This window comes from Streptomyces mayteni (assembly GCF_054783955.1).
Genome location: NZ_BAAGPR010000073.1, coordinates 1 through 20,856, shown reverse-complemented (window position 1 = coordinate 20,856; position 20,856 = coordinate 1). Strand labels below are relative to the sequence as shown.

The 20,856-nt window shown below is 70.7% G+C and carries 16 protein-coding genes and 1 pseudogene; 9 read left to right on the top strand and 8 right to left on the bottom strand.

Going from position 1 to position 20,856, the window contains the following annotated elements:
* The gene (dnaB, locus tag ACYVPE_RS26905) at window positions 1-1,443 is read right to left on the bottom strand and encodes a replicative DNA helicase (RefSeq protein ID WP_461036331.1); all 1,443 of its coding nucleotides are present in this window, start codon (window positions 1,441-1,443) and stop codon (window positions 1-3) included.
* A gap of 440 nt (window positions 1,444-1,883) precedes the next feature.
* Here dnaB and ACYVPE_RS26900 point away from each other — a divergent pair, with 440 nt between their 5' ends.
* Window positions 1,884-3,281, top strand: a complete 1,398-nt coding sequence (locus ACYVPE_RS26900) for an MATE family efflux transporter (RefSeq protein WP_461036305.1) — start codon at window positions 1,884-1,886, stop codon at window positions 3,279-3,281.
* Window positions 3,282-3,397: 116 nt separating this feature from the next.
* On the opposite strand, the gene rplI is transcribed toward ACYVPE_RS26900, so the two are convergent.
* The 4 genes from rplI to rpsF form a co-directional block, all read right to left on the bottom strand.
* Window positions 3,398-3,847, bottom strand: a complete 450-nt coding sequence (rplI, locus tag ACYVPE_RS26895; protein WP_461036304.1) for a 50S ribosomal protein L9 — start codon at window positions 3,845-3,847, stop codon at window positions 3,398-3,400.
* Between the two features lie 21 nt (window positions 3,848-3,868).
* Complete coding sequence (rpsR, locus tag ACYVPE_RS26890) at window positions 3,869-4,105, bottom strand: 30S ribosomal protein S18 (RefSeq protein ID WP_003978893.1); 237 nt, start codon at window positions 4,103-4,105, stop codon at window positions 3,869-3,871.
* A 77-nt stretch (window positions 4,106-4,182) separates the two neighbouring features.
* Window positions 4,183-4,770, bottom strand: a complete 588-nt coding sequence (locus ACYVPE_RS26885; RefSeq protein ID WP_461036303.1) for a single-stranded DNA-binding protein — start codon at window positions 4,768-4,770, stop codon at window positions 4,183-4,185.
* A 131-nt stretch (window positions 4,771-4,901) separates the two neighbouring features.
* Window positions 4,902-5,192, bottom strand: coding sequence for a 30S ribosomal protein S6 (gene rpsF, locus ACYVPE_RS26880; protein ID WP_461036302.1), 291 nt, complete (start codon window positions 5,190-5,192; stop codon window positions 4,902-4,904).
* 185 nt (window positions 5,193-5,377) lie between these two features.
* Between rpsF and ACYVPE_RS26875 the strand changes: the two genes are divergently transcribed.
* The 3 genes from ACYVPE_RS26875 (at window position 5,378) to ACYVPE_RS26865 (ending at window position 8,122) form a co-directional block, all read left to right on the top strand.
* Entirely contained in the window at window positions 5,378-5,701 is a 324-nt protein-coding gene (locus ACYVPE_RS26875; RefSeq protein ID WP_461036301.1) for a hypothetical protein, read from the top strand.
* Between the two features lie 194 nt (window positions 5,702-5,895).
* The gene (locus ACYVPE_RS26870) at window positions 5,896-7,014 is read left to right on the top strand and encodes a lipid II:glycine glycyltransferase FemX (RefSeq protein ID WP_461036300.1); all 1,119 of its coding nucleotides are present in this window, start codon (window positions 5,896-5,898) and stop codon (window positions 7,012-7,014) included.
* Window positions 7,015-7,090: 76 nt separating this feature from the next.
* Window positions 7,091-8,122 (top strand): alanine racemase, encoded by a 1,032-nt coding sequence (locus tag ACYVPE_RS26865; protein ID WP_461036299.1) that lies wholly within the window; start codon window positions 7,091-7,093, stop codon window positions 8,120-8,122.
* A gap of 200 nt (window positions 8,123-8,322) precedes the next feature.
* Here ACYVPE_RS26865 and ACYVPE_RS26860 read toward each other — a convergent pair whose 3' ends face one another.
* Together ACYVPE_RS26860 and ACYVPE_RS26855 are read right to left on the bottom strand one after the other, a co-directional pair.
* A complete protein-coding gene (locus ACYVPE_RS26860; protein ID WP_461036298.1) occupies window positions 8,323-9,405 on the bottom strand; it encodes an inositol-3-phosphate synthase in 1,083 nt (360 codons plus the stop codon).
* A 101-nt stretch (window positions 9,406-9,506) separates the two neighbouring features.
* Entirely contained in the window at window positions 9,507-10,109 is a 603-nt protein-coding gene (locus ACYVPE_RS26855; RefSeq protein ID WP_461036330.1) for a PadR family transcriptional regulator, read from the bottom strand.
* Window positions 10,110-10,565: 456 nt separating this feature from the next.
* Here ACYVPE_RS26855 and ACYVPE_RS26850 point away from each other — a divergent pair, with 456 nt between their 5' ends.
* The 3 genes from ACYVPE_RS26850 (at window position 10,566) to ACYVPE_RS26840 (ending at window position 16,225) form a co-directional block, all read left to right on the top strand.
* Window positions 10,566-13,301: a transglycosylase domain-containing protein gene (locus ACYVPE_RS26850; RefSeq protein ID WP_461036297.1), complete on the top strand. Its 2,736-nt coding sequence runs from the start codon at window positions 10,566-10,568 to the stop codon at window positions 13,299-13,301.
* Window positions 13,302-13,410: 109 nt separating this feature from the next.
* Window positions 13,411-14,883, top strand: a complete 1,473-nt coding sequence (locus ACYVPE_RS26845) for a glycosyltransferase family 87 protein (RefSeq protein WP_461036296.1) — start codon at window positions 13,411-13,413, stop codon at window positions 14,881-14,883.
* Complete coding sequence (locus ACYVPE_RS26840) at window positions 14,873-16,225, top strand: MFS transporter (protein ID WP_461036295.1); 1,353 nt, start codon at window positions 14,873-14,875, stop codon at window positions 16,223-16,225. The genes ACYVPE_RS26845 and ACYVPE_RS26840 overlap by 11 nt, the downstream gene beginning before the upstream one ends.
* Here the strand turns inward: ACYVPE_RS26840 and ACYVPE_RS26835 are convergent.
* Window positions 16,197-17,687, bottom strand: coding sequence for a CCA tRNA nucleotidyltransferase (locus ACYVPE_RS26835; protein WP_461036294.1), 1,491 nt, complete (start codon window positions 17,685-17,687; stop codon window positions 16,197-16,199). The two genes, ACYVPE_RS26840 and ACYVPE_RS26835, sit on opposite strands and share 29 nt — an antisense overlap.
* A gap of 141 nt (window positions 17,688-17,828) precedes the next feature.
* Between ACYVPE_RS26835 and ACYVPE_RS26830 the strand changes: the two genes are divergently transcribed.
* Window positions 17,829-20,222, top strand: a complete 2,394-nt coding sequence (locus ACYVPE_RS26830) for a DUF6049 family protein (protein WP_461036293.1) — start codon at window positions 17,829-17,831, stop codon at window positions 20,220-20,222.
* Window positions 20,223-20,270: 48 nt separating this feature from the next.
* Window positions 20,271-20,856: pseudogene (locus ACYVPE_RS26825) on the top strand (hypothetical protein); the annotation flags it as partial.

The window sequence follows — 20,856 nt, the reverse complement described above, 5'->3', positions numbered from 1 at the left end:
TCAGAAGCCGCCCTCCATGTTGACGAAGCGCGAGTAGTGGCCCTGGAAGGCCACCGTGATGGTGGCCGTGGGCCCGTTACGGTGCTTCGCCACGATCAGGTCGGCCTCACCGGCGCGCGGCGACTCCTTCTCGTAGGCGTCCTCGCGATGCAGCAGGATGACCATGTCGGCATCCTGCTCGATCGATCCCGACTCACGCAGGTCGGAGACCATCGGCTTCTTGTCCGTGCGCTGCTCGGGCCCACGGTTCAGCTGGGAGAGCGCGATCACCGGCACCTCCAGCTCCTTGGCCAGCAGCTTCAGGTTCCTGGACATCTCGGAGACCTCCTGCTGCCGGCTCTCCGCGCGCCGACTGCCGCCCGACTGCATCAGCTGGAGGTAGTCGATGACGACGAGCCGCAGGTCGTTCCGCTGCTTGAGCCGCCGGCACTTGGCCCGGATCTCCATCATCGACAGGTTCGGCGAGTCGTCGATGTACAGCGGCGCCTCGTTGACCTCGGCCATCTGCCTGGCCAGCCGGTTCCAGTCCTCGTCGGTCATGCTGCCGGACCGCATGTGATGCAGCGCCACCCGCCCCTCGGCGGACAACAACCGCATCGCGATCTCGTTGCGCCCCATCTCCAGCGAGAAGATGACGCTCGGCAGCTTGTGCTTGATGGAACACGCCCGCGCGAAGTCCAGGGCGAGGGTCGATTTGCCCATGGCCGGGCGGGCCGCGATGACGATCATCTGGCCGGGGTGCAGGCCGTTCGTCAGCGCGTCGAGGTCGGTGAAGCCGGTGGGGACGCCGGTCATCTCGCCGCTGCGGTTGCTGATGGCCTCGATCTCGTCGAGCGCGCCCTCCATGATGTCGCCGAGCGGCAGGTAGTCCTCGGCGGTGCGCTGCTCGGTGACCGCGTAGACCTCGGCCTGGGCCGAGTTGACGATGTCGTCGACGTCGCCGTCGGCCGCGTATCCCATCTGGGTGATGCGGGTGCCGGCCTGGACGAGGCGCCGCAGGACGGCGCGGTCGTGCACGATCTCGGCGTAGTACTGGGCGTTGGCCGCGGTGGGGACCGTGTGGACGAGGGAGTGCACATAGCTCGCGCCGCCGACCCTGGCCAGCTCGCCGCGCTTGGTGAGCTCGGCGGAGATGGTGATCGGGTCGGCCGGCTCGCCCTTGGCGTAGAGGTCGAGGATGGCGCTGTAGATGGTCTCGTGCGCCGGCTTGTAGAAGTCGCCGCCGCGCAGCACCTCGACCACGTCGGCGATGGCGTCCTTCGACAACAGCATGCCGCCGAGCACGGACTGTTCGGCCGTCAGATCCTGCGGGGGGACCCGCTCGAAGGCGGCGCGCTCGTCGGCGCCGGGGCCCGGCTCGGCGGCCGGCCGGCCGTCCTCGGCGCTCTGCCGGGGGCGGGAGACCGGGGCCGGCCCTTCGGTCGTCTCGATCCCGTCCCACATGGGTCCCGCGTGGTCCAACTCCGCCACCGGTCCCACCTCCTCCCCGGCCCGCCGCCGCGCGTCACTGCCCATTCCTACGCCACAGCTCTGACACTCGGCTCATCGCCCGGCGGGGGACCTACGGTAAGCCCAGCGGAGGGGAGGACCAACCAAGTTATCCACAGGCTATGTGGATTTCAGATCAGACCCTGTGGACAACGTCCCGAAAGCTGTGGACAACCCAGTGGAGGACGGTGGACGACGCTGTGAACAACTCGCCGAAGATCCACTTCTCACCGCTCTGACGTGCGGTTTCCTCGTCCACCGGCTGTGCACGGGAAAAACTTCCGCCCACTCGCCGAGATCACGACAACGGGTGCAGACCATCACACCGCCGAGCGGCGAAGGTAAGGACTCCCTCTCCATTGCATCCATTACCTGTGGATGTTTGGATCAGACCCATGCCGCCCTCAGAACCCCCCGCGCCCGTGCCCGCCCCCGCGCCGACCACCGCGGACCACGGCACCGGCACCGGCACCGGCACCGGCACACGCCGCCACGACCGGGAGATACTCACCCTCGCCCTCCCCGCCTTCGGCGCCCTGGTCGCGGAACCGCTCTTCCTGATGACCGACAGCGCCATGGTCGGCCACCTCGGCACCGCCCAGCTCGCCGGCCTCGGCATCGCCGCCGCCCTGCTGGCCACCGCGGTCAACATCTTCGTCTTCCTCGCCTACGCCACCACCGCTGCCGTCGCCCGCAGCGTCGGCGCGAAGGACCCACGCGCCGCCATCCGCCAGGGAATGGACGGCATCTGGCTCGCCCTCCTCCTCGGCCTCGCCCTGGTCGCGCTCGTGCTGCCCACCGCCCCCGCCCTGGTGGACGCCTTCGGCGCCTCCGCGACGGCCGCCCCGCACGCCGTCACCTACCTGCGGGTCAGCGCCGTCGGCCTGCCCGCCATGCTGATCGTCCTCGCCGCCACCGGCGTGCTCCGTGGCTTCCAGGACACCAGAACCCCGCTCTACGTCGCCGTCGCCGGCTTCGCCGCCAACATCGCCCTCAACGCCGTGCTGATCTACGGCCTCGGCCTCGGCGTCGCCGGCTCCGCCTGGGGCACCGTCCTCGCCCAGTTCGCCATGGCCGCCGCCTACCTCCGCGTGGTGCTGCGCGGCGCCCGCGCCCACGGCGCCCGGCTGCGCCCCAGCGCCGCCGGCGTCCTCGCCAGCGCCCGCGCCGGCGTCCCGCTGCTGATCCGCACCCTCTCGCTGCGCGGCGTGCTGCTGATCGCCACCGCCGTCGCCGCCAGGTTCGGCGACGTCGACGTGGCGGCCCACCAGATCACGCTCACCGTCTGGACCCTGCTGGCCCTGGCGCTCGACGCCATCGCCATCGCGGGACAGGCCATCATCGGCCGCTACCTGGGCGCCGACGACGCGGCGGGCGCCAGATCGGCCTGCCGCCGGATGATCTGGTGGGGCGTGGTCTCCGGGGTGGTCATCGGCGTGCTGCTCGCCGCCGCCAGCCCGCTGCTGCCCCGGCTCTTCACCGGCGACGAGGCCGTGCACGAGCGGCTGCTCCCGGTGCTGCTCGTGGTGGCCGTCACCCAGCCGATCGCGGGCGTCGTCTTCGTGCTCGACGGGGTGCTGATGGGCGCGGGCGACGGCACCTACCTGGCCGTGGCCATGCTGTTCACCCTCGCCGTGTTCACGCCGGTCGCGCTGCTCGTCCCGGAGCTCGGCGGCGGCCTCACCGCGCTGTGGTGGGCGCTGGCCGGGCTGATGATGGGCACCAGGCTCCTCACCCTGCTGCCGCGGGCCAGAACCGGCCGCTGGGCCGTCACCGGCGCCGTGCGCGCCTGACCCCCGCGACCGGCGACGAGCGGCCGGCGACGAGCGGCCGGCGGAGAACGCGAACGGCCGCGGCCCGCCCGGTGGGAACCGGATGGACCGCGGCCGAGGCCGATCGGCGAACGCCCCTACCTGGCGGCGTCCACGTTGAGGCCGACGTTGGCGACGACCTCGGGGTGCAGCCGGATCGAGATCCGGTGCGAGCCCAGGCTCTTGATCGGGGTGCTGAGCTCGATCCGACGCTTGTCCACGTCGGGACCGCCGGCGGCCTTCACCGCGGAGACGATGTCCGCCGGGGTGACGGAGCCGAACAGGCGACCGCCGGTGCCGGCCCGGACCTTCAGCCGGACGGTGACGCCCTCGAGCTGGGCCTTCACGTCGTTGGCCTGCTCGATCGAGGCGATCTCGCGGATCTTGCGACCGCGACGGATCTGCTCGACGTCCTTCTGGCCGCCCTTGGTCCACCGGATGGCGGCACCGCGGGGCAGCAGGTAGTTACGGGCGTACCCGTCCTTCACCTCGACGACGTCGCCGGCGGTACCGAGGCCGGAGACCTCGCTGGTCAGGATGATCTTCATGGGGTCAGAACCACCCTTCCCTTAGCGCGCGGTCGAGGTGTAGGGCAGCAGCGCCATCTCACGGCTGTTCTTCACGGCCGTGGCGACGTCACGCTGGTGCTGGGTGCAGTTGCCGGTGACCCGGCGGGCACGGATCTTGCCGCGGTCGGAGATGAACTTCCGCAGCAGATTGGTGTCCTTGTAGTCGACGTAGGAGATCTTCTCCTTGCAGAACACGCAGACCTTCTTCTTAGGCTTGCGCGCGGGCGGCTTCGCCATGGTGTTTCTCCGGTGAGTTCAAAAGAAGTGTGGGGTGAGCCGGCCGGCGACCTGGATGGACGCCGCCCGGCGCGCCGTCAGAACGGCGGCTCGTCCGAGTAGCCACCGCCTGAGCCACCGCCCCAGCCACCGCCGCCACCGCCGCCCTGCTGGCCGCCGCCAGCGGCCGGAGCGCCGGTCGCCCACGGGTCACCCGCGGGTCCGCCGCCCTGACCGCCCTGGCCACCCTGGCCCTGGCCGCCGCCACCCCAGCCGCCGCCCTGCTGGCCGCCGCGACCGCCACCACCGCCGCCGCCACCGGCGGCGGACCTGGTGACCTTGGCCGTGGCCCGGAAGAGCGAGGGCCCGACCTCGTCGACGTCGAGGTCGATGACCGTGCGCTTCACGCCTTCCCGGTCCTCGTAGGTCCGCTGCTTGAGCCGGCCCTGGACGATGACCCGCATCCCCTTGGTGAGCGACTCGGCGACGTTCTCCGCCGCCTGGCGCCAGACCGAGCAGGTCAGGAACAGCGCGTCGCCGTCCCGCCACTCGTTGGTCTGCCGGTCGAAGATGCGCGGCGTGGAGGCGACGCGGAACTTCGCGACCGCCGCACCGGATGGAGTGAAGCGCAGCTCGGGGTCGTCGACCAGATTGCCGACCACCGTGATGACGGTCTCGCCTGCCATTGGGGTACCTCTCGGCGGGGGTTAACTGCTGTTGCTGCGATGATTACGTATGGCTCTGACAATGACACTGACGGTGCCGCTCGCCTGCCTGGGCCTGGATCGGAACCCGGGCCCCTGGCGGGGCGCTCGAATCAGTGAGTGGACGGGCGCAGGACCTTGGTCCGCATGACCGACTCGTTCAGATTCATCTGACGGTCGAGCTCCTTGACGACCGCGGGCTCGGCCTGCAGGTCGATGACCGAGTAGATACCCTCGGGCTTCTTGTTGATCTCGTAGGACAGCCGACGGCGGCCCCAGGTGTCGATCTTCTCGACCTTGCCGTCGCCCTCGCGGACGACGGACAGGAAGGACTCGATCAGGGGGGCGACGGCGCGCTCCTCGAGATCGGGGTCGAGGATCACCATCACCTCGTAGTGACGCATGCGAAAACCCACCTCCTCTGGACTCAGGCGGCCACGGGCGTTCCGTGGCAGGAGGGTCGTGATGCGGTCCGCCTCACAAGGGGGCGGACAGTACACCGTACCTGTCTCAGTCCTTCCGGTTGAAATCGGGGCGGTCGGCGGAGCAATCTGGACAGGACGGGTCATTCGCGCCTTGGAGGTGTCCCATGGCACAGGCCGCGCACCACGGTCCCTTCGCCTTCGCGGAGCATCTGCTCAACATCGACGGCAGGCCACATCCCGTGGAGAACCGGTTCGCCATCGCCACCCTGGTGGTGGGGGCGATCGCCGCGCTCTTCGCGTTCTGGCCTGACATGCACCTGGTCAGCTCGTGGGCCGGTCTGGTCGGGGTCGGTCTCGGCGCCCGGGCACAGATGATCTCGGCGACCACCGCGCAGCGGTTCGTCGCGGTCATCGGCCTCGGCGCCGCCGGCCTCGGCCTCTATCTGGGGTTCGCCCACGGCGGGCCGTTCGGCGGCGTCTTCGGCTGACCGAGGTCACGGCCGAGCCCGCGCTCCGCCCTGGCCCCTCGGAGCCGAGGGGCCAGGGCCGGCCTGTCCGCGGCCCCGCCGGGGCCGCTTGGCACCCCCACGCCGGCCTTGGCATCACGTCAACGCCTGGGCGCCGTTAGGCTTCCGGCACGACCCTGCGATTGACGCAGCCGGCGACCGGAGGAGCGCCCCGTATGAGCCTGACCCTGAGGTCCATCAGCCGCGAGCAGCATCTGGCGTACATCCGCTCGCTCCCGTCGGCCAGCCACATGCAGGTGCCGGCCTGGGGCGACGTGAAGTCCGCCTGGCGCTCCGAGTCGCTCGGCTGGTTCGACCGCACGGGCCGCCTGGTGGGCGCCGGCCTGGTGCTGTACCGGCAGGTGCCGCGCGTCAAGCGGTATCTGGCGTACCTCCCCGAGGGTCCGGTGATCGACTGGTTCACGCCGAACCTCGAGGACTGGCTCAAGCCCATGCTCGACCACCTCAAGCAGCAGGGCGCCTTCTCGGTGAAGATGGGCCCCCCGGTGGTGATCCGCCGCTGGGACGCGGCCGCCGTCAAGGCCGGCATCCAGAACCCGGACGTCAGGCGGCTGCGGGACGTCTCGGCGACGTTCATCGAGCCGCGGGCCTTCGAGGTCTCCGACAAGCTGCGCCGGATGGGCTGGCAGCAGGGCGAGGACGAGGGCGCCGGCTTCGGCGACGTGCAGCCGCGCTACGTCTTCCAGATCCCGCTCCGCGGCCGCTCCCTGGAAGAGGTGCAGAAGGGCTTCAACCAGCTGTGGCGGCGCAACATCAAGAAGGCCGAGAAGGCCGGCGTCGAGGTGGTGCGCGGCGGCTACGAGGATCTGGCCACCTGGCAACGGTTGTACGAGATCACGGCGGAGCGCGACAAGTTCCGCCCGCGCCCCCAGTCGTACTTCGAGCTGATGTGGCGGGTGCTGAACTCCGAGGACCCGGATCGCATGCGGCTCTACATCGCCCAGCACGAGGGCGAGCCGGTGGCGGCGGCCACGATGCTGATCGTGGGTGGTCACGTGTGGTATTCGTACGGTGCGTCCGCCAACCACAAGCGCGAGGTACGGCCGTCCAACGCCATGCAGTGGCGCATGCTCAGGGATGCGCACGGCCTCGGGGCTGACGTGTACGACCTGCGGGGGATCGGCGACTCGCTCGAGGACACCGACCATCTCTTCGGCCTGATCCAGTTCAAGGTGGGTACGGGCGGTGAGGCGGCCGAGTACCTCGGCGAGTGGGACTTCCCGCTCAACAAGCTTCTCCACAAGGCGTTCGACATGTACATGTCGCGGCGCTGAACCCTCACATCTCGCACCCACGAACCACGCCGCGCACCAGTCTCGCGCGGTACGCAGAGAAAGGGTCTCCCCGGCCATGGCGCTCACGCTGTACGTCGACAAGGACCGCTGGCGGGCGCACCAGCGGTCGGTGGTGGCTGACTTCCCGGACCTGGTGCCGGTCTGCAAGGGCAACGGCTACGGCTTCGGCCACGACAAGCTGGCCGAGGAGGTCGCGCTGCACGGCCTGGAGACCCTGGCGGTGGGCACCACGTACGAGGCGGCGGCCATGAAGGACCGCTTCAGCGGCGACCTGCTGGTGCTGACCCCGTTCCGGCGCGGCGAGGAGCCGGTGCCGCTGCCCGACCGGGTGATCAGGAGCGCCTCGTCGGTCGACGGCGTGTACGGCCTGGTGGGCTCCCGGGTGGTGGTCGAGGTGATGAGCACCATGAAGCGCCACGGCGTCTCGCCGCGCGACCTGGGCAAGCTCCAGGCGGCGCTGGACGAGGTGCGGCTCGAGGGCTTCGCGATCCACCTGCCGCTCGACCGGACGGACGGCACGGACGCGGTCGAGGAGGTCATCGGCTGGATGGACCGGCTGCGGGCGGCCCGGCTGCCGCTGGACACGATGTTCGTCAGCCACCTGTCGTCGCAGGAGCTGGCCAGGCTGCGCCAGCAGTTCCCGCAGACCAGGTTCCGGGCCAGGATCGGCACCCGGCTCTGGCTGGGCGACCACGGGGCGACGGAGTACCGGGGCGCGGTGCTCGACGTGACGCCGGTGGCCAAGGGCGACCGGTTCGGCTACCGGCAGCAGAAGGCGCCGGGGGACGGCTGGCTCGCGGTGGTGGCGGGCGGCACCTCGCACGGCGTGGGCCTGGAGGCGCCGAAGGCGCTGCAGACGATCACTTCGCGCGCCAAGGGGATGGCCAGGGCGGGCCTGGCGACCGTGAACCGCAACCTGTCGCCGTTCGTCTGGGACGGCAAGCAGCGGTGGTTCGCCGAGCCGCCGCACATGCAGGTGTCGATCCTGTTCGTGCCGGCCGAGGCCCAGGGGCCCAAGGTCGGCGACGAGCTGAAGGCGATCCTGCGGCACACCACGACCCAGGTCGACCGGGTGGTCGACCGCTGACCGCCTGGCGCCCGCCGGCCGCCCACGGGATCCGGTGGTCCGCCACCGTGTCCCTCGGCCGGCTCCGGCGTCCGGCACAGACGGCGGCAGCCCCGGTTGCGGTCCGGGGCTGCCGCCTTGCCACGCCGGCTTCGCCGGGGCGTGGTCCTGGTCGGGCCGGCCGCAGGCCAGGCCCTGTCGCCCAACGCGGGCCGGGCAGGCTAGCGCTCGACCTCGCCGCGGATGAACTTCTCCACGTTGTTGCGCGCCTCGTCGTCGAAGTACTGCACGGGCGGGGACTTCATGAAGTAGGAGGAGGCCGAGAGGATCGGGCCGCCGATGCCGCGGTCCTTGGCGATCTTGGCCGCCCGCAGCGCGTCGATGATCACACCGGCACTGTTGGGGGAGTCCCAGACCTCGAGCTTGTACTCCAGGTTCAGCGGCACGTCGCCGAAGGCACGGCCCTCGAGGCGGACGTAGGCCCACTTGCGGTCGTCCAGCCAGGCCACGTAGTCGGACGGGCCGATGTGGACGTTCTTCTCACCGAGCTCGCGGTCGGGGATCTGGGACGTCACCGCCTGGGTCTTCGAGATCTTCTTGGACTCGAGACGGTCGCGCTCCAGCATGTTCTTGAAGTCCATGTTGCCGCCGACGTTCAGCTGCATCGTGCGGTCCAGGATGACGCCCCGGTCCTCGAACAGCTTGGCCATCACGCGGTGGGTGATGGTGGCGCCCACCTGGGACTTGATGTCGTCGCCCACGATCGGGACGCCGGCCTCGGTGAACTTGTCGGCCCACTCCTTGGTGCCGGCGATGAAGACCGGCAGCGCGTTGACGAACGCGACCTTCGCGTCGATGGCGCACTGGGCGTAGTACTTGGCGGCGTCCTCGGAGCCGACCGGCATGTAGCAGACCAGGACGTCGGCCTTGGTGTCCTTGAGCACCTGGACGACGTCGACCGGGTCCTCGTCGGACTCGGTGACGATCTCGCGGTAGTACTTGCCGAGACCGTCGTGGGTCTCGCCACGCTGCACGGTCACGCCGGTGGTGGGCACGTCGCAGAGCTTGATGGTGTTGTTCTCGCTGGCGCCGATGGCGTCGGCCAGGTCGGTGCCGACCTTCTTGACGTCCACGTCGAACGCGGCCACGAACTCGATGTCCGAGACGTGGTAGTCACCGAAGGTGACGTGCATCAGGCCCGGGACCCGGCTGCCCGGGGCGGCGTCCTTGTAGTACTCGACGCCCTGTACCAGCGATGCGGCGCAGTTGCCCACGCCGGCGATGGCTACGCGAACCGAACCCATTCCGGTTGCTCCCTGTGGTTGTTCTGACATGACCCCGCGTCATCGCGGGGGTGTTGGTGGGGGGTGTTGTCTTCTGGCGGGGTCGCGCCCGCGAGTGGTGGCTACTGGGGGTTCTCGCCCCGGCCGCGCTGCTCGCGCCGGTCGCGTTCCTCCCGCTCGCTCTCGATCAGCTCGTTGAGCCAGCGGACCTCCCGCTCCACGGACTCCATGCCGTGGCGTTGGAGTTCGAGGGTGTAGGCGTCCAGCTTCTCGCGGGTGCGGGCCATCGAGGCGCGCATCTTGGCGAGGCGCTCCTCGAGACGACTGCGGCGGCCCTCGAGCACGCGCATCCGCACGTCACGCGAGGTCTGGCCGAAGAAGGCGAAACGAACGCCGAAGTGCTCGTCCTCCCAGGCGTCGGGCCCGGTCTGGGCGAGCAGCTCCTCGAAGCGCTCCTTGCCCTCGGCCGTCAGCCGGTAGACGATCCTGGCCCGGCGGTTGGACAGCGGCACGGCCCGCGGGTCGTCCGGGCCGTGCCCGGACTCCTCCGCCAGCCAGCCCTGCTGGACCAGCGTCTTGAGGCAGGGGTAGAGGGAGCCGTAGCTGAACGCCCGGAAGACGCCCAGCGACGTGTTGAGACGCTTGCGCAGCTCGTACCCGTGCATCGGGGACTCGCGCAGCAGGCCGAGTACGGCGAACTCCAGGATCCCTGAGCGCCGGCTCACCGGTGCGGTCACCTCCGCTCTCATACGTCGTGCCTTGCCTTGCCTGTCCTTGCCGTGCGGTGCTGACGCACCCTGCTGCCGTCGACATCGGCGTCGACGCTCATCTCGATGCATTGAACCGATGCATTGAACCGATGTATCGGTTCGATACATCTCGACGATAGACCGGGGCCGGAGGGCCGGCAAGTGGACACCCGGTGAGGGGGGTCACATCTGCACTTCTCCCGAGGCGTTATGCCCCAATTAAGGCTTAGGAAAAGAAAGATACCTTTTGATGCTGCGTAGTCTTGCCCCGTGCAGACCACCGCGGCCGGGAACCCGGCGACGCCGAACGGCGTCCAGACTCATGGTGCAGTGCGCCCGGTCGCCTGGCCGAGCGGCACATCGGGGGACTGGAAGACACCAGTAGGACCTGCCGTAGCAGGCTGCCCACGTCCGTACGAGGAGTAGCTGTCCATGAGCGAGCACCGTCGCAAGCAGCCGCCGGGGCGCGGTCGCCGCGGAGCGCCACCGAACGGCCGTCGTGCCGGCCCGCCGCCCGCGCCGCCAGGCGGGACGGAGCCGCCCGTCGACGCCACGGCCGAGCTGACGCCGACCCGTCCGTCGTACGGCAGCCGCGCCGAGGCGCGCCGCGCGGCGCAGGGCTCCGTCGCCGGCAGCCGGCGCCGCCGGGCGCCCGAGACGCCGCGGAAGAAGCGCTTCATCGACTATCCGCGGCACAACCGCACGGGATGGCGGCGCTTCGTGCCGTCCTGGAAGCAGGTGCTCGGCTCGGCGCTCTCCTTCCTGATCCTGCTGATGGGCGCCGTCGGCATCGCCTTCGCGATGGTCGAGATCCCGGACGAGAACGCGATCGCCAACTCCCAGAGCAACGTGTACTACTGGGAGGACGGCTCGGAGATGGTCGTCTCCGGCGCCAGCAACATGAACCGGCAGACCGCCGAGCTGAGGAACATCTCCATCCACATGCAGGACTCCGTGGTGGTGGCCGAGAACCAGACGTTCTGGGACGACGCCGGCATCGACGTGATGGGCATCGGCCGCGCCGTGCTCAACATGGCGCGGGGTGGATCGACCCAGTCCGGGTCGACGATCACCCAGCAGTACGTCAAGAACATGTACCTCACCCAGGAGCAGACGCTCACGCGTAAGGCGCGCGAGATCATCCTCTCGGTGAAGGTGGGCACGGATCAGAGCAAGGAAGAGATCCTTGCCGGCTACCTGAACGTCTCCTGCTACGGCCGTGGTGCCTGCGGCATCCAGGCCGCCGCGCAGGCGTACTTCGACACCAACGCCGCCGACCTGGACGCCAGCCAGGCAGCCTTCCTCACCGCCCTGCTCAACGGCCCCGGGCTGTACGACCCGTTCGACCCGAACACCGGCGAGCCCAGCGAGGAGAACCGCCAGCGGGCCGAGCTCCGCTGGCGCGACATCCTGGACAAGCGCCACACCATCGAGGTCCGGGGCCAGCGGCTGAGCGACGAGGAGTACCAGGCGGCGCTCGACGCGGGCTTCCCCGAGGTGGAGCCGCCTGCCCCGGCCACCCAGATGGCCGGCCAGATCGGCTACATGGTCCGGCAGGCAAACGAATTCGTCGTCGCCAACACCGACATAACCGAGGACGACCTCAACGCGGGCGGTTACCACATCTACACCACGTTCAACAGGGACATGGTGGAGCAGATGGAGCAGGCCGTGGACGACGTCCGCGCCGAGAACCTCGACGAGGAGGAACGGGACGAGGACCGGCACGTCCAGTTCGGCGGCGCGGCCGTCGACCCCGAGAACGGCGCGATCAGAGCCATCTATGGCGGCGCGGGGGCGACCGAGCACTTCAACAACAACGCCAACAGCCCCAATGTGCAGGTCGGCTCGACCTTCAAGCCGTTCGTGCTGGCGGCGGCCTTCGACTACGGGGTACGCGACCCGGAGGGGGAGCCGGACCAACCGGACGGCGACCGGACGGTCGTCTCACCGGAGAGCATCTACCGCAGCGAGAACCTCCTCCCCATCAACCTCTACAACGGCGAGCCCGCCATGGTCGAGGACGAGGAGACCGGCGAGGACGTGCAGTGGCGGCAGGCGAACTTCGAGGAGGGGGAGCAGGGCGACATCTCCCTGCGGGAGGCGACCATCGTCTCGGCCAACTCGCCCTTCGCCCAGCTCGGCATGGACGTGGGGCCCGAGCAGGTGAGTGACGCCGCCGTCCGGGCCGGGCTGCTACCGGACAGCCTGGTTCAAGCCGACGACAGCGTGCCCACCTTCGCCCTCGGCGTGTCCACCCCCGGCCCGATCCGGATGGCCTCCGCCTACGGCACCTTCGCCGCCAGCGGCGAGCAGAACGACCCGTTCTCGGTCAGCCGGGTGGACAACTACCTGGGCGAGACCCGGTACACCCACCCGGAGGAGTCCGAGCAGGCCTTCGACTCCGACGTGGCCGACACGGTGACCGACATGCTGGTCGATGTCGTTGAGAACCCGCGGGGCAGCGGCCGCAACGCTCAGGACATCGGGTTCCCGGTCGCCGGAAAGACGGGCACGACGGACGACAACCGGAGCGCCTGGTTCGTCGGCTACAGCACGGAACTCTCCACCGCCATCGGCATGTGGAGATCACCGGACGACGAGGCGGACCTGACCGAGCAGGAGATCGAGGACGGCGTGACCGTCGGTTCCTTCCAGTCGATGTTCGGCACCGCTGACAAGGAACGGATCAACGGTGGCACGCTGCCGCTCGACGTCTGGCGAGCCTTCATGAGCGCCGCCCAGAACGGCGAGGAGACGGAGTTCCCCGAGCCTCCGGAGGGCTTCGGCGACGAGGTCTGCGGCGGCGGCGCCACCTGTGCGCCGGACGAGCCGACCGACGAACCGACTGCCGACGAGCCGACCGAGGAACCGACCACCGAGGAACCGGAGACCGACGAGCCGACCACGGACCCGACCACGGAGCCGCCGGTCACCGAGGAGCCGACCGAGGAGCCGACTCCGCCCTGCGGCCCGTTCGACCCGAACTGTAACGACGACAGTGGTGGAACCGCGGATGGCGGGACGGCCGACGGCGGTGGAACCGCGGACGGCGGCACGGCCGACGGCGGTGGAACCGCGGACGGCGGCACGGATACCGGACAGACCAACGGTGGCCAGACCAACGGAAACAACGGAGATACCGGAAGCATCTTCGGCGGCGGCTAGCCGTCCGGCCTGATGCTCGCCACGGCCCCCGTGCCCCCCAAGGGCACGGGGGCCGTGGCATTGCCGTGCCCTGTCCCCCCTGCGGGGGGCTGTGAGGCAGGATGTGACCATGGCGCATCCCAACCAGCCGGCCGCCGCGCGGCCCACCGCCGAGGACGAGGTGGCGGCCGCCGGTAGCGAGCTGATCGGCGGGCCCGCGGGCCGCCGGGCGGTCTCGGCCGGAGGGCGGTGGACCCCCGTCCGCGTGGTCGCACTGCTGGCCATCGGGATGTTCGCCCTCGGCCTCCTCCAGAAGGCCCCCTGCTACAACGGCGGCTGGCTCTTCGGGGCCACCGACCAGTACACCCACGCCTGCTACTCGGACATCCCGCACCTCTACAACGGCCGCGGCTTCGCCGAAGGGCTCATCCCCTACTTCGACCGCATCCCCCTCGAACTGTCCGGGGACAAGGACTACCTCGAGTACCCCGTGCTCACCGGGCTCTTCATGCAGCTCGCCGCCTGGCTCACGCCCAACGGCCTCGGGGACGCGGGTCCTGAGCAGCTGTACTGGCTGGTCAACTCCGGCATGCTGATGGTCTGCGCGGTGGTCATCGCGATCTGCGTCACCCGAACCCACCGCGGCCGCCCCTGGGACGGGCTGCTGTTCGCCCTGGCGCCGGCGCTGGCCCTGACCGCCACCATCAACTGGGACCTGCTGGCGGTCGCCCTGGTCTCCGGGGCGCTGCTGGCCTGGTCCCGCGAGCGGCCGCTGGCCGCCGGCGTGCTGATCGGCCTCGCCACCGCCGCCAAGTTCTACCCCGTGCTGCTGCTCGGGCCGCTGCTGCTGCTGTGCTGGCGCGCGGGTCGCTGGCGGGAGTTCGGCACCGCGGCAGCGGGCGCCGTGGTCGCCTGGCTGGCGGTGAACCTGCCGGTGCTGGTCCTGGCACCCCAGGGGTGGGCCGAGTTCTACACGTTCAGCTCGGACCGGCCGGTCGACTTCGGCTCGTTCTGGCTGATCATCGCGCAGCGCGCCGAGATCGCCCTTGGCTCGGTCAACCTCTACGCCGCCGCGCTGGTCGTGCTGGGCTGTCTCGCCATCGCCGTGCTCGCCCTCACCGCACCGCGCCGGCCACGGCTGGCCCAGCTGGTCTTCCTGGTGGTGGCCCTGTTCGTGGTCACCAACAAGGTCTACTCCCCGCAGTACGTCCTCTGGCTGATCCCGCTCGCCGCGCTGGCCCGGCCACGCTGGCGAGACTTCCTGATCTGGCAGACCTGCGAGGTGCTCTACTTCCTGGGGATCTGGATGTACCTGGCGTACGTCCACGGCGAGGAGCACCAGGGCCTCCCCCAGGGCGGCTACCAGTTGGCCATCCTGGCCCACCTGCTGGGCACGCTCTACCTCTGCGCGCTGGTGATCCGCGACGTGCTGCGGCCCGAGCACGACGTGGTGCGCCACGACGGTTCCGACGATCCGGGCGGCGGCGTGCTGGACGGCGCCCCCGACGCGTTCGCCCTGGCCCCCGGGCGCCCAGCCACCCAGGCCGCCGCCTATGTCGACTGGGGAGTCGCTCCCCGTGCGGACGTTTCACGTGAAACATGAGAGACCGGAACACCCGGTATCAGTCGTCGCGGATCTCCGCACCCTGTTGCGTTTCGACGGCTTCCGTCGCCTGTTGACCGTGCGGCTGCTCTCCCAGTTCGCCGACGGTGTCTTCCAGGTGGGCCTGGCCGCCTACGTGGTGTTCTCACCGGAGCAGCAGGCCACGTCCGCCGACATCGCGGCGGCGATGGCCGTGCTGCTGCTGCCCTACTCGCTACTCGGCCCCTTCGCGGGGGTGCTGCTCGACCGCTGGCGGCGGCGCCAGGTGCTGCTGTACGGGAATCTGCTGCGCAGCGTTCTCGCGGCCATCACCTGCGCCCTGGTCCTGGCCGGCGTGCCGGACTGGCTCTTCTATCTCTCCGCGCTCTCCGTCACCGCCATCAACCGCTTCATCCTGGCCGGCCTCTCCGCGGCACTGCCGCTGGTCGTGGACGAGAAGCGGCTGGTGATCGCCAACTCCCTGTCGCCCACCGCCGGCACCATCGCCGCCACCATCGGAGGCGGCACCGGCTTCGTGGCCGGCTTCGTCGCTCGCACCCAGGGCATCGAGGACGCCCTGGCCCTGGCCTTCGCCGGAACCGTCTATCTCGTCGCGGGGCTGGCCGCCCTCCGGATGAGCGCCGACCAGCTGGGCCCCGCGGCCGGCCAGCCGCTGCCCGGGCTGGCCGCGGCGATCGCCGGCACGGCACGGGGGCTCGCCGGCGGCATCGGACATCTGGCCAGCCGCCCCGCGGCGTCCTGGTCGCTCGGCGCGGTGGGCCTGATGCGGTTCTGCTACGGCGCGCTGCTGGTCATGGTGCTGATGCTCTCCCGCTACGCCTGGGCGGGTGGCGACGAGGAGCAGGGGATGGCGTGGCTGGGCCTGGTGGTGGGGGCCTCCGCCGTCGGCTTCTTCGTGGCCGCGCTGATCACGCCCTGGGCGGTCGCCCGCCTCGGCGGCTTCGGCTGGTACGCGGGCTGCGCCGGTCTGGCCGCCGTGCTGGTCCCCAGCCTCGGCCTCGCCTTCCGGCCGGCCCCGATGGTGATCGCGGCCTTCCTGCTCGGTCTGGTCACCCAGAGCACCAAGATCGTGACCGACACCGTGGTGCAGTCCTCGGTCGACGACGCCTATCGCGGGCGGGTCTTCTCGCTCTACGACATGCTGTTCAACATCGCCTTCGTCGGCTCGGCCGGCCTGGCCGCCCTGATACTGCCGTTGGACGGCCGGTCGCCGATGCTGCTGGTGACAGTCTCCGCGATCTATGCCATCACGGCGTTGGTCGTTTCCAGGCTGCACAGGACGGTCGTTTCACGTGAAACAGCCGAAACGGCGCTCAGCCCTGGGCAGCCCACCAGTCCTTGACCGCGGCCACCGCGCCCTCCTGCCCCAGCGGGCCGTGCTCCAGCCGCAGCTCGAGCAGGTGGCGGTAGGCCTTGCCGACCGCCGGCCCCGGGGGGATGTCGAGGATCTTCATGATCTCGTTGCCGTCCAGGTCCGGGCGGATCGCGTCGAGCTCCTCCTGCTGCTTGAGGCGCTCGATGCGCTCCTCCAGGCCGTCGTAGGCGCGGGAGAGCGCGAGAGCCTTGCGCTTGTTACGGGTGGTGCAGTCGGAGCGCGTGAGCTTGTGCAGCCGGTCGAGCAGCGGGCCGGCGTCGCGCACATAGCGGCGGACCGCCGAGTCGGTCCACTCACCGGTGCCATAGCCGTGGAAGCGCAGGTGCAGCTCCACCAGCCGCGAGACGTCCTTGATCATGTCGTTGGAGTACTTGAGCTTGGTCATCCGCTGCTTGGTCATCTTGGCCCCCACCACCTCGTGGTGGTGGAAGGAGACCCGGCCGTCACCCTCGAACCGTCGGGTCCTGGGCTTGCCGATGTCGTGCAGCAGGGCCGCCAGCCGCAGCACCAGGTCGGGCTTGCCGTTCTCCAGCGCGATGGCCTGCTCCAGCACCGTCAGGCTGTGCTCGTAGACGTCCTTGTGCCGGTGGTGCTCGTCCCGCTCCAGCCGCAGTGCCGGCACCTCGGGCAGCACCCGCTGGGCCAGCCCGGTCTCGACCAGCAGGGAGATGCCCTTCCGCGGGTGGTCGCTGAGCAGCAGCTTGTTCAGTTCGTCGCGGATCCGCTCGGCGGAGACGATGTCGATCCGCTCTGCCATGGCCGTCATGGCCGCCCGGACCGGCTCGGCCACCGTGAAGTCCAGCTGGGCGGCGAAGCGCGCGGCCCGGAACATCCGCAGCGGGTCGTCCGAGAAGGACGCCTCCGGGGTGCCGGGGGTCCGCAGCACCCGGCCGGCGAGGTCGCTCAGCCCGTTGTGCGGGTCGATGAACTCCTTGCGGGGGAGTGCGACCGCCATCGCGTTGACGGTGAAGTCCCGGCGCAGCAGGTCCTCTTCGAGTGAATCGCCGTAGACGACCTCGGGCTTGCGGGAGTCACGGTCGTACGCCTCGGAGCGATAGGTGGTGATCTCCAGCTGGTAGTCGCGCGGCGCCTCCTCGGCGGCGGTCGCCGGGGCGCTCTTGCGGCAGCCCACCGTGCCGAAGGCGATCCCCACCTCCCAGACGGCGTCCGCCCAGGGCCGGACGATGCGCAGCACGTCCTCGGGGCGGGCGTCCGTGGTGAAGTCGAGATCGTTGCCGAGCCGCCCCAGCAGGGCATCGCGCACCGATCCGCCGACCAACGCCAACGAGAACCCCGCGCGTTCGAAGCGCGCGGCCAGATCGTCGGCGACGGGGGACACCCTCAGCAACTCCCCCACGGCACGCCGCTGCACCTGGCTGAGCTCCGTCGAGGAAGGCTGGGAGTTGGTCTCTTTGCTGTCGTTCGGCACAACAGCACAGGGTACGTGCCCACCCCGGCGCCGCCCTTCCTCCGGTCCCCGTCCCGCCGCGGGCACGGGGGCAGGCAGATCATCGTTACCATGAGGGCGGCTTGGCGGAGACGCGGCACGAATGAGGAACGGGGCTGACGCGTGGCAGAGGTCGCAGGGACGATGTCCTGCACCCGTGCGAACCGGCGGCTGAGGGGGCTGCGCCGCCACCGGCGGCTGGCCTCCCTGATCGCGACGGTCGCCGCTGTTCCGCTGCTGACCGGCGTGGGGCAGAGCCCGGCCCAGGCGGCCCCCCAGCAGCGGACCGACGAGGTCGGCACCGGCGACCGCACGGCCACCGTCTCCATCACCGACGTCGACCCGGTGCTGCCCACCGCCGACGGCGACGTCACCATCAGCGGCACGATCACCAACGAGGGCGACTCCGCCATCGTGGACAGCTCGGTGGCGGCCCGCCAGGGGGTGTCGCTGGGCAGCCGCAGCGCCATCGACGAGTCGATGGCGCGCACCGGCTTCGACAGCGCCGTCGACGGCCAGATAGTGCGCGACCACGGCCAGGACATCGGCGAGATCGCTCCCGGCATGTCCAGCACCTTCTCCCTGGAGGTGCCGGTCTCCGAGCTGGCCCTCGGCGAGGACGGTGTCTACCAGCTCGGCGTCACGCTGATCGGGCAGACGGAGAGCGCCCGCTGGGACGACAACCTGGGGATCGGCCGGACCCTGCTCCCCTGGCAGCCGGACGGCCCGGACGGCGCCGCCGCGGGGACCGGGCTCACCGTGATGTGGCCGCTGATCTCCGACACCCACCTGACCGCCCAGACCGGCTCCGACGCGGTCCAGACCCCGGTCTTCCGGGACGACGCCCTGCTGGACGAGATCTCCCCCGGCGGCCGGCTCTACGAGATGGCCTCGCTGGGCGCCGACCTGCCGGTCACCTGGGTCATCGACCCCGATCTGCTGGCCTCCGTCGACGCCATGCGGGAGCAGTACCAGGTTCCCGGCGACGACGGGGAGCTGGTCAACGGCACCGGGCAGGACGAGGCACGTGCCTTCCTGTCCATGCTGCGCGACGCGGTGACCGACGACGAGGTGGTGGCGCTGCCCTTCGCCGATCCCGACCTGGCCTCGCTGGCCCACCGCGGCGTCGACGTCCAGGGCGCCCTCGGCCAGCTCCAGACCGCCACCAACACCGCCGCCGTCACGATCGAGACCGTGCTCAACACCGACATCCGGATCAACAGCCGGGTCGCCTGGCCGGTGGACGGCGCCGTCGACCCGGACATCGTCTCGGTGGCCACCTCGGCCGGTGCGAACCAGATCATCGCCCGCAGCGACAGCCTGCGCAACGGCGACTCCCTCTCCTACACCCCCACCGCCGCCCGGCCCATCGGTGGCGGCACCACCGCCATCGTCGCCGACTCCCGGCTCTCCACCCTCTTCGAGGGCGACATGAGCAGCACCGGCCAGGCCTCGGCGGCCGGCCAGGCGCTGCTGGCCCAGACCCTGGCCATCCACCAGCAGGAGCCGACCCTCGAGCGCTCCATCGTGATGGCCCCGCAGCGGATGCCCACGGCCGACCAGGCCGAGGCCATGGCGTCCGCGCTGACCACGCTCCAGGACGACGCCGGCTGGGTGCGGTTCATGGACCTCTCCGAGGCCGCCGCGGCCGAGCCCGACCCCGCGGCCAACCAGCGGGTGCCCTCGGCCGACGCCTACCCGCAGGAGCTGCGCGACCAGGAACTGCCCACCAGCGCCTTCCAGTCCATGCGGGAGACCAAGCGCACCCTGGACGACTTCACGGTGATCCTCAGCAGGCCCGAGCGGGTAACGGTGCCCTTCGGCAACGCGATCCACCGGGAGATGTCCACCGCCTGGCGCGGCACCCACCAGGCGGCCGCCGACTTCCGCAGCCAGGTGCTTGGCGAGATCACCGGCCTCACCGACCAGGTCCGGCTGATTCCCAAGGCCGACATCACCCTCTCCGGCCGCAGCGCCACCATCCCCGTCACCGTCCAGAACAACCTCGCGCAGGACGTCCAGGGGCTGGAACTGCGCCTCGTGTCCAGCCGCCGGCTCGGGCTGGAGATCAGCGAGGCCCAGGACGTGGTGATCGGCAGCGGCCACAGCCAGTCCGTGAAGTTCTCCACCACCGCCAACGCCAACGGTCCGGTCAGCCTCACCGCCCAGCTCTACACGGCCGACGGCCAGCGCTACGGCGAGCCCATGCAGTTCCAGGCGGACGTCACCTCGATCACCCCCCAGGTGATGATGGTGATCGCGGGCGGCCTGCTGCTGGTGGTGCTCGCCGGCATCCGGATGTACACCCAGCGCAAGCGCGCGGCCGCCGGGCAGGGTGCCGACGGCGACAACGAGGGCGACGGCGACGCCGATCAGGTCGACGACCAGGACGGCGAGTCACGGGCCGAGCGGCCCGAGGCCGCCGAGAGCGCCTCCCCGGGTGAGACCACCGCCGACATCGGCGCAGGCAGCGGCAGCAGCTCCGCCGGGAGTGAGAAGCTGGACCCCGGCACATGAGCCGCCAGCCGGAGGGGCCGGCCCGTGAATCCTTGAGGTGGGGTAGCGATGCAAGCGCCGTACGACCGTGAGCGCGGCCAGGCGCCGGGTGGCGGCGACCCGTCCGGCTGGCAGGGCGAGCCGCAGGGTCAGCAGCACCACCAGGGCGGCCAGGACCACCAGGGCGGGCAGGCGCCCCAGGGCGGCCATCCCGCGGGGTACGACCCCGCCTACCAGCGCCCACCCGGCGGGCAGCCACAGCCCTATCCGCCAGAGGGCTACCACGGCCAGCAGTACGGCCAGCAGCCCCCCACCGGGCCCGGGCCCTACGGTCCGCCACAGCAGGGCGGCTACCCGCCGCCCCAGCCCCAGTACCAGCAGCACCAGCAGCAGCAACCGCACCAGCCGGGCTACGGCCAGCAGCCGCAGAACTGGGCGCCCGAGCCCTCCTACCCGGCCCAGGGCGGCTACGGCGGCGCCGAGGGGCTGACCGGCCAGCCGGGCGAACAGCAGCCCCGGCAGTCCACCGACGACGCCTTCGCCCATCTCTTCCGCGATCAGCAGGCCGCCCCGCGCCAGGCCGGGCCGGCGGCCGCGGCCCCCCGGCCCGCACCGGGCCCGGCGGCCGCCGCGGCCACCCCGCCGCCCCCAGCGG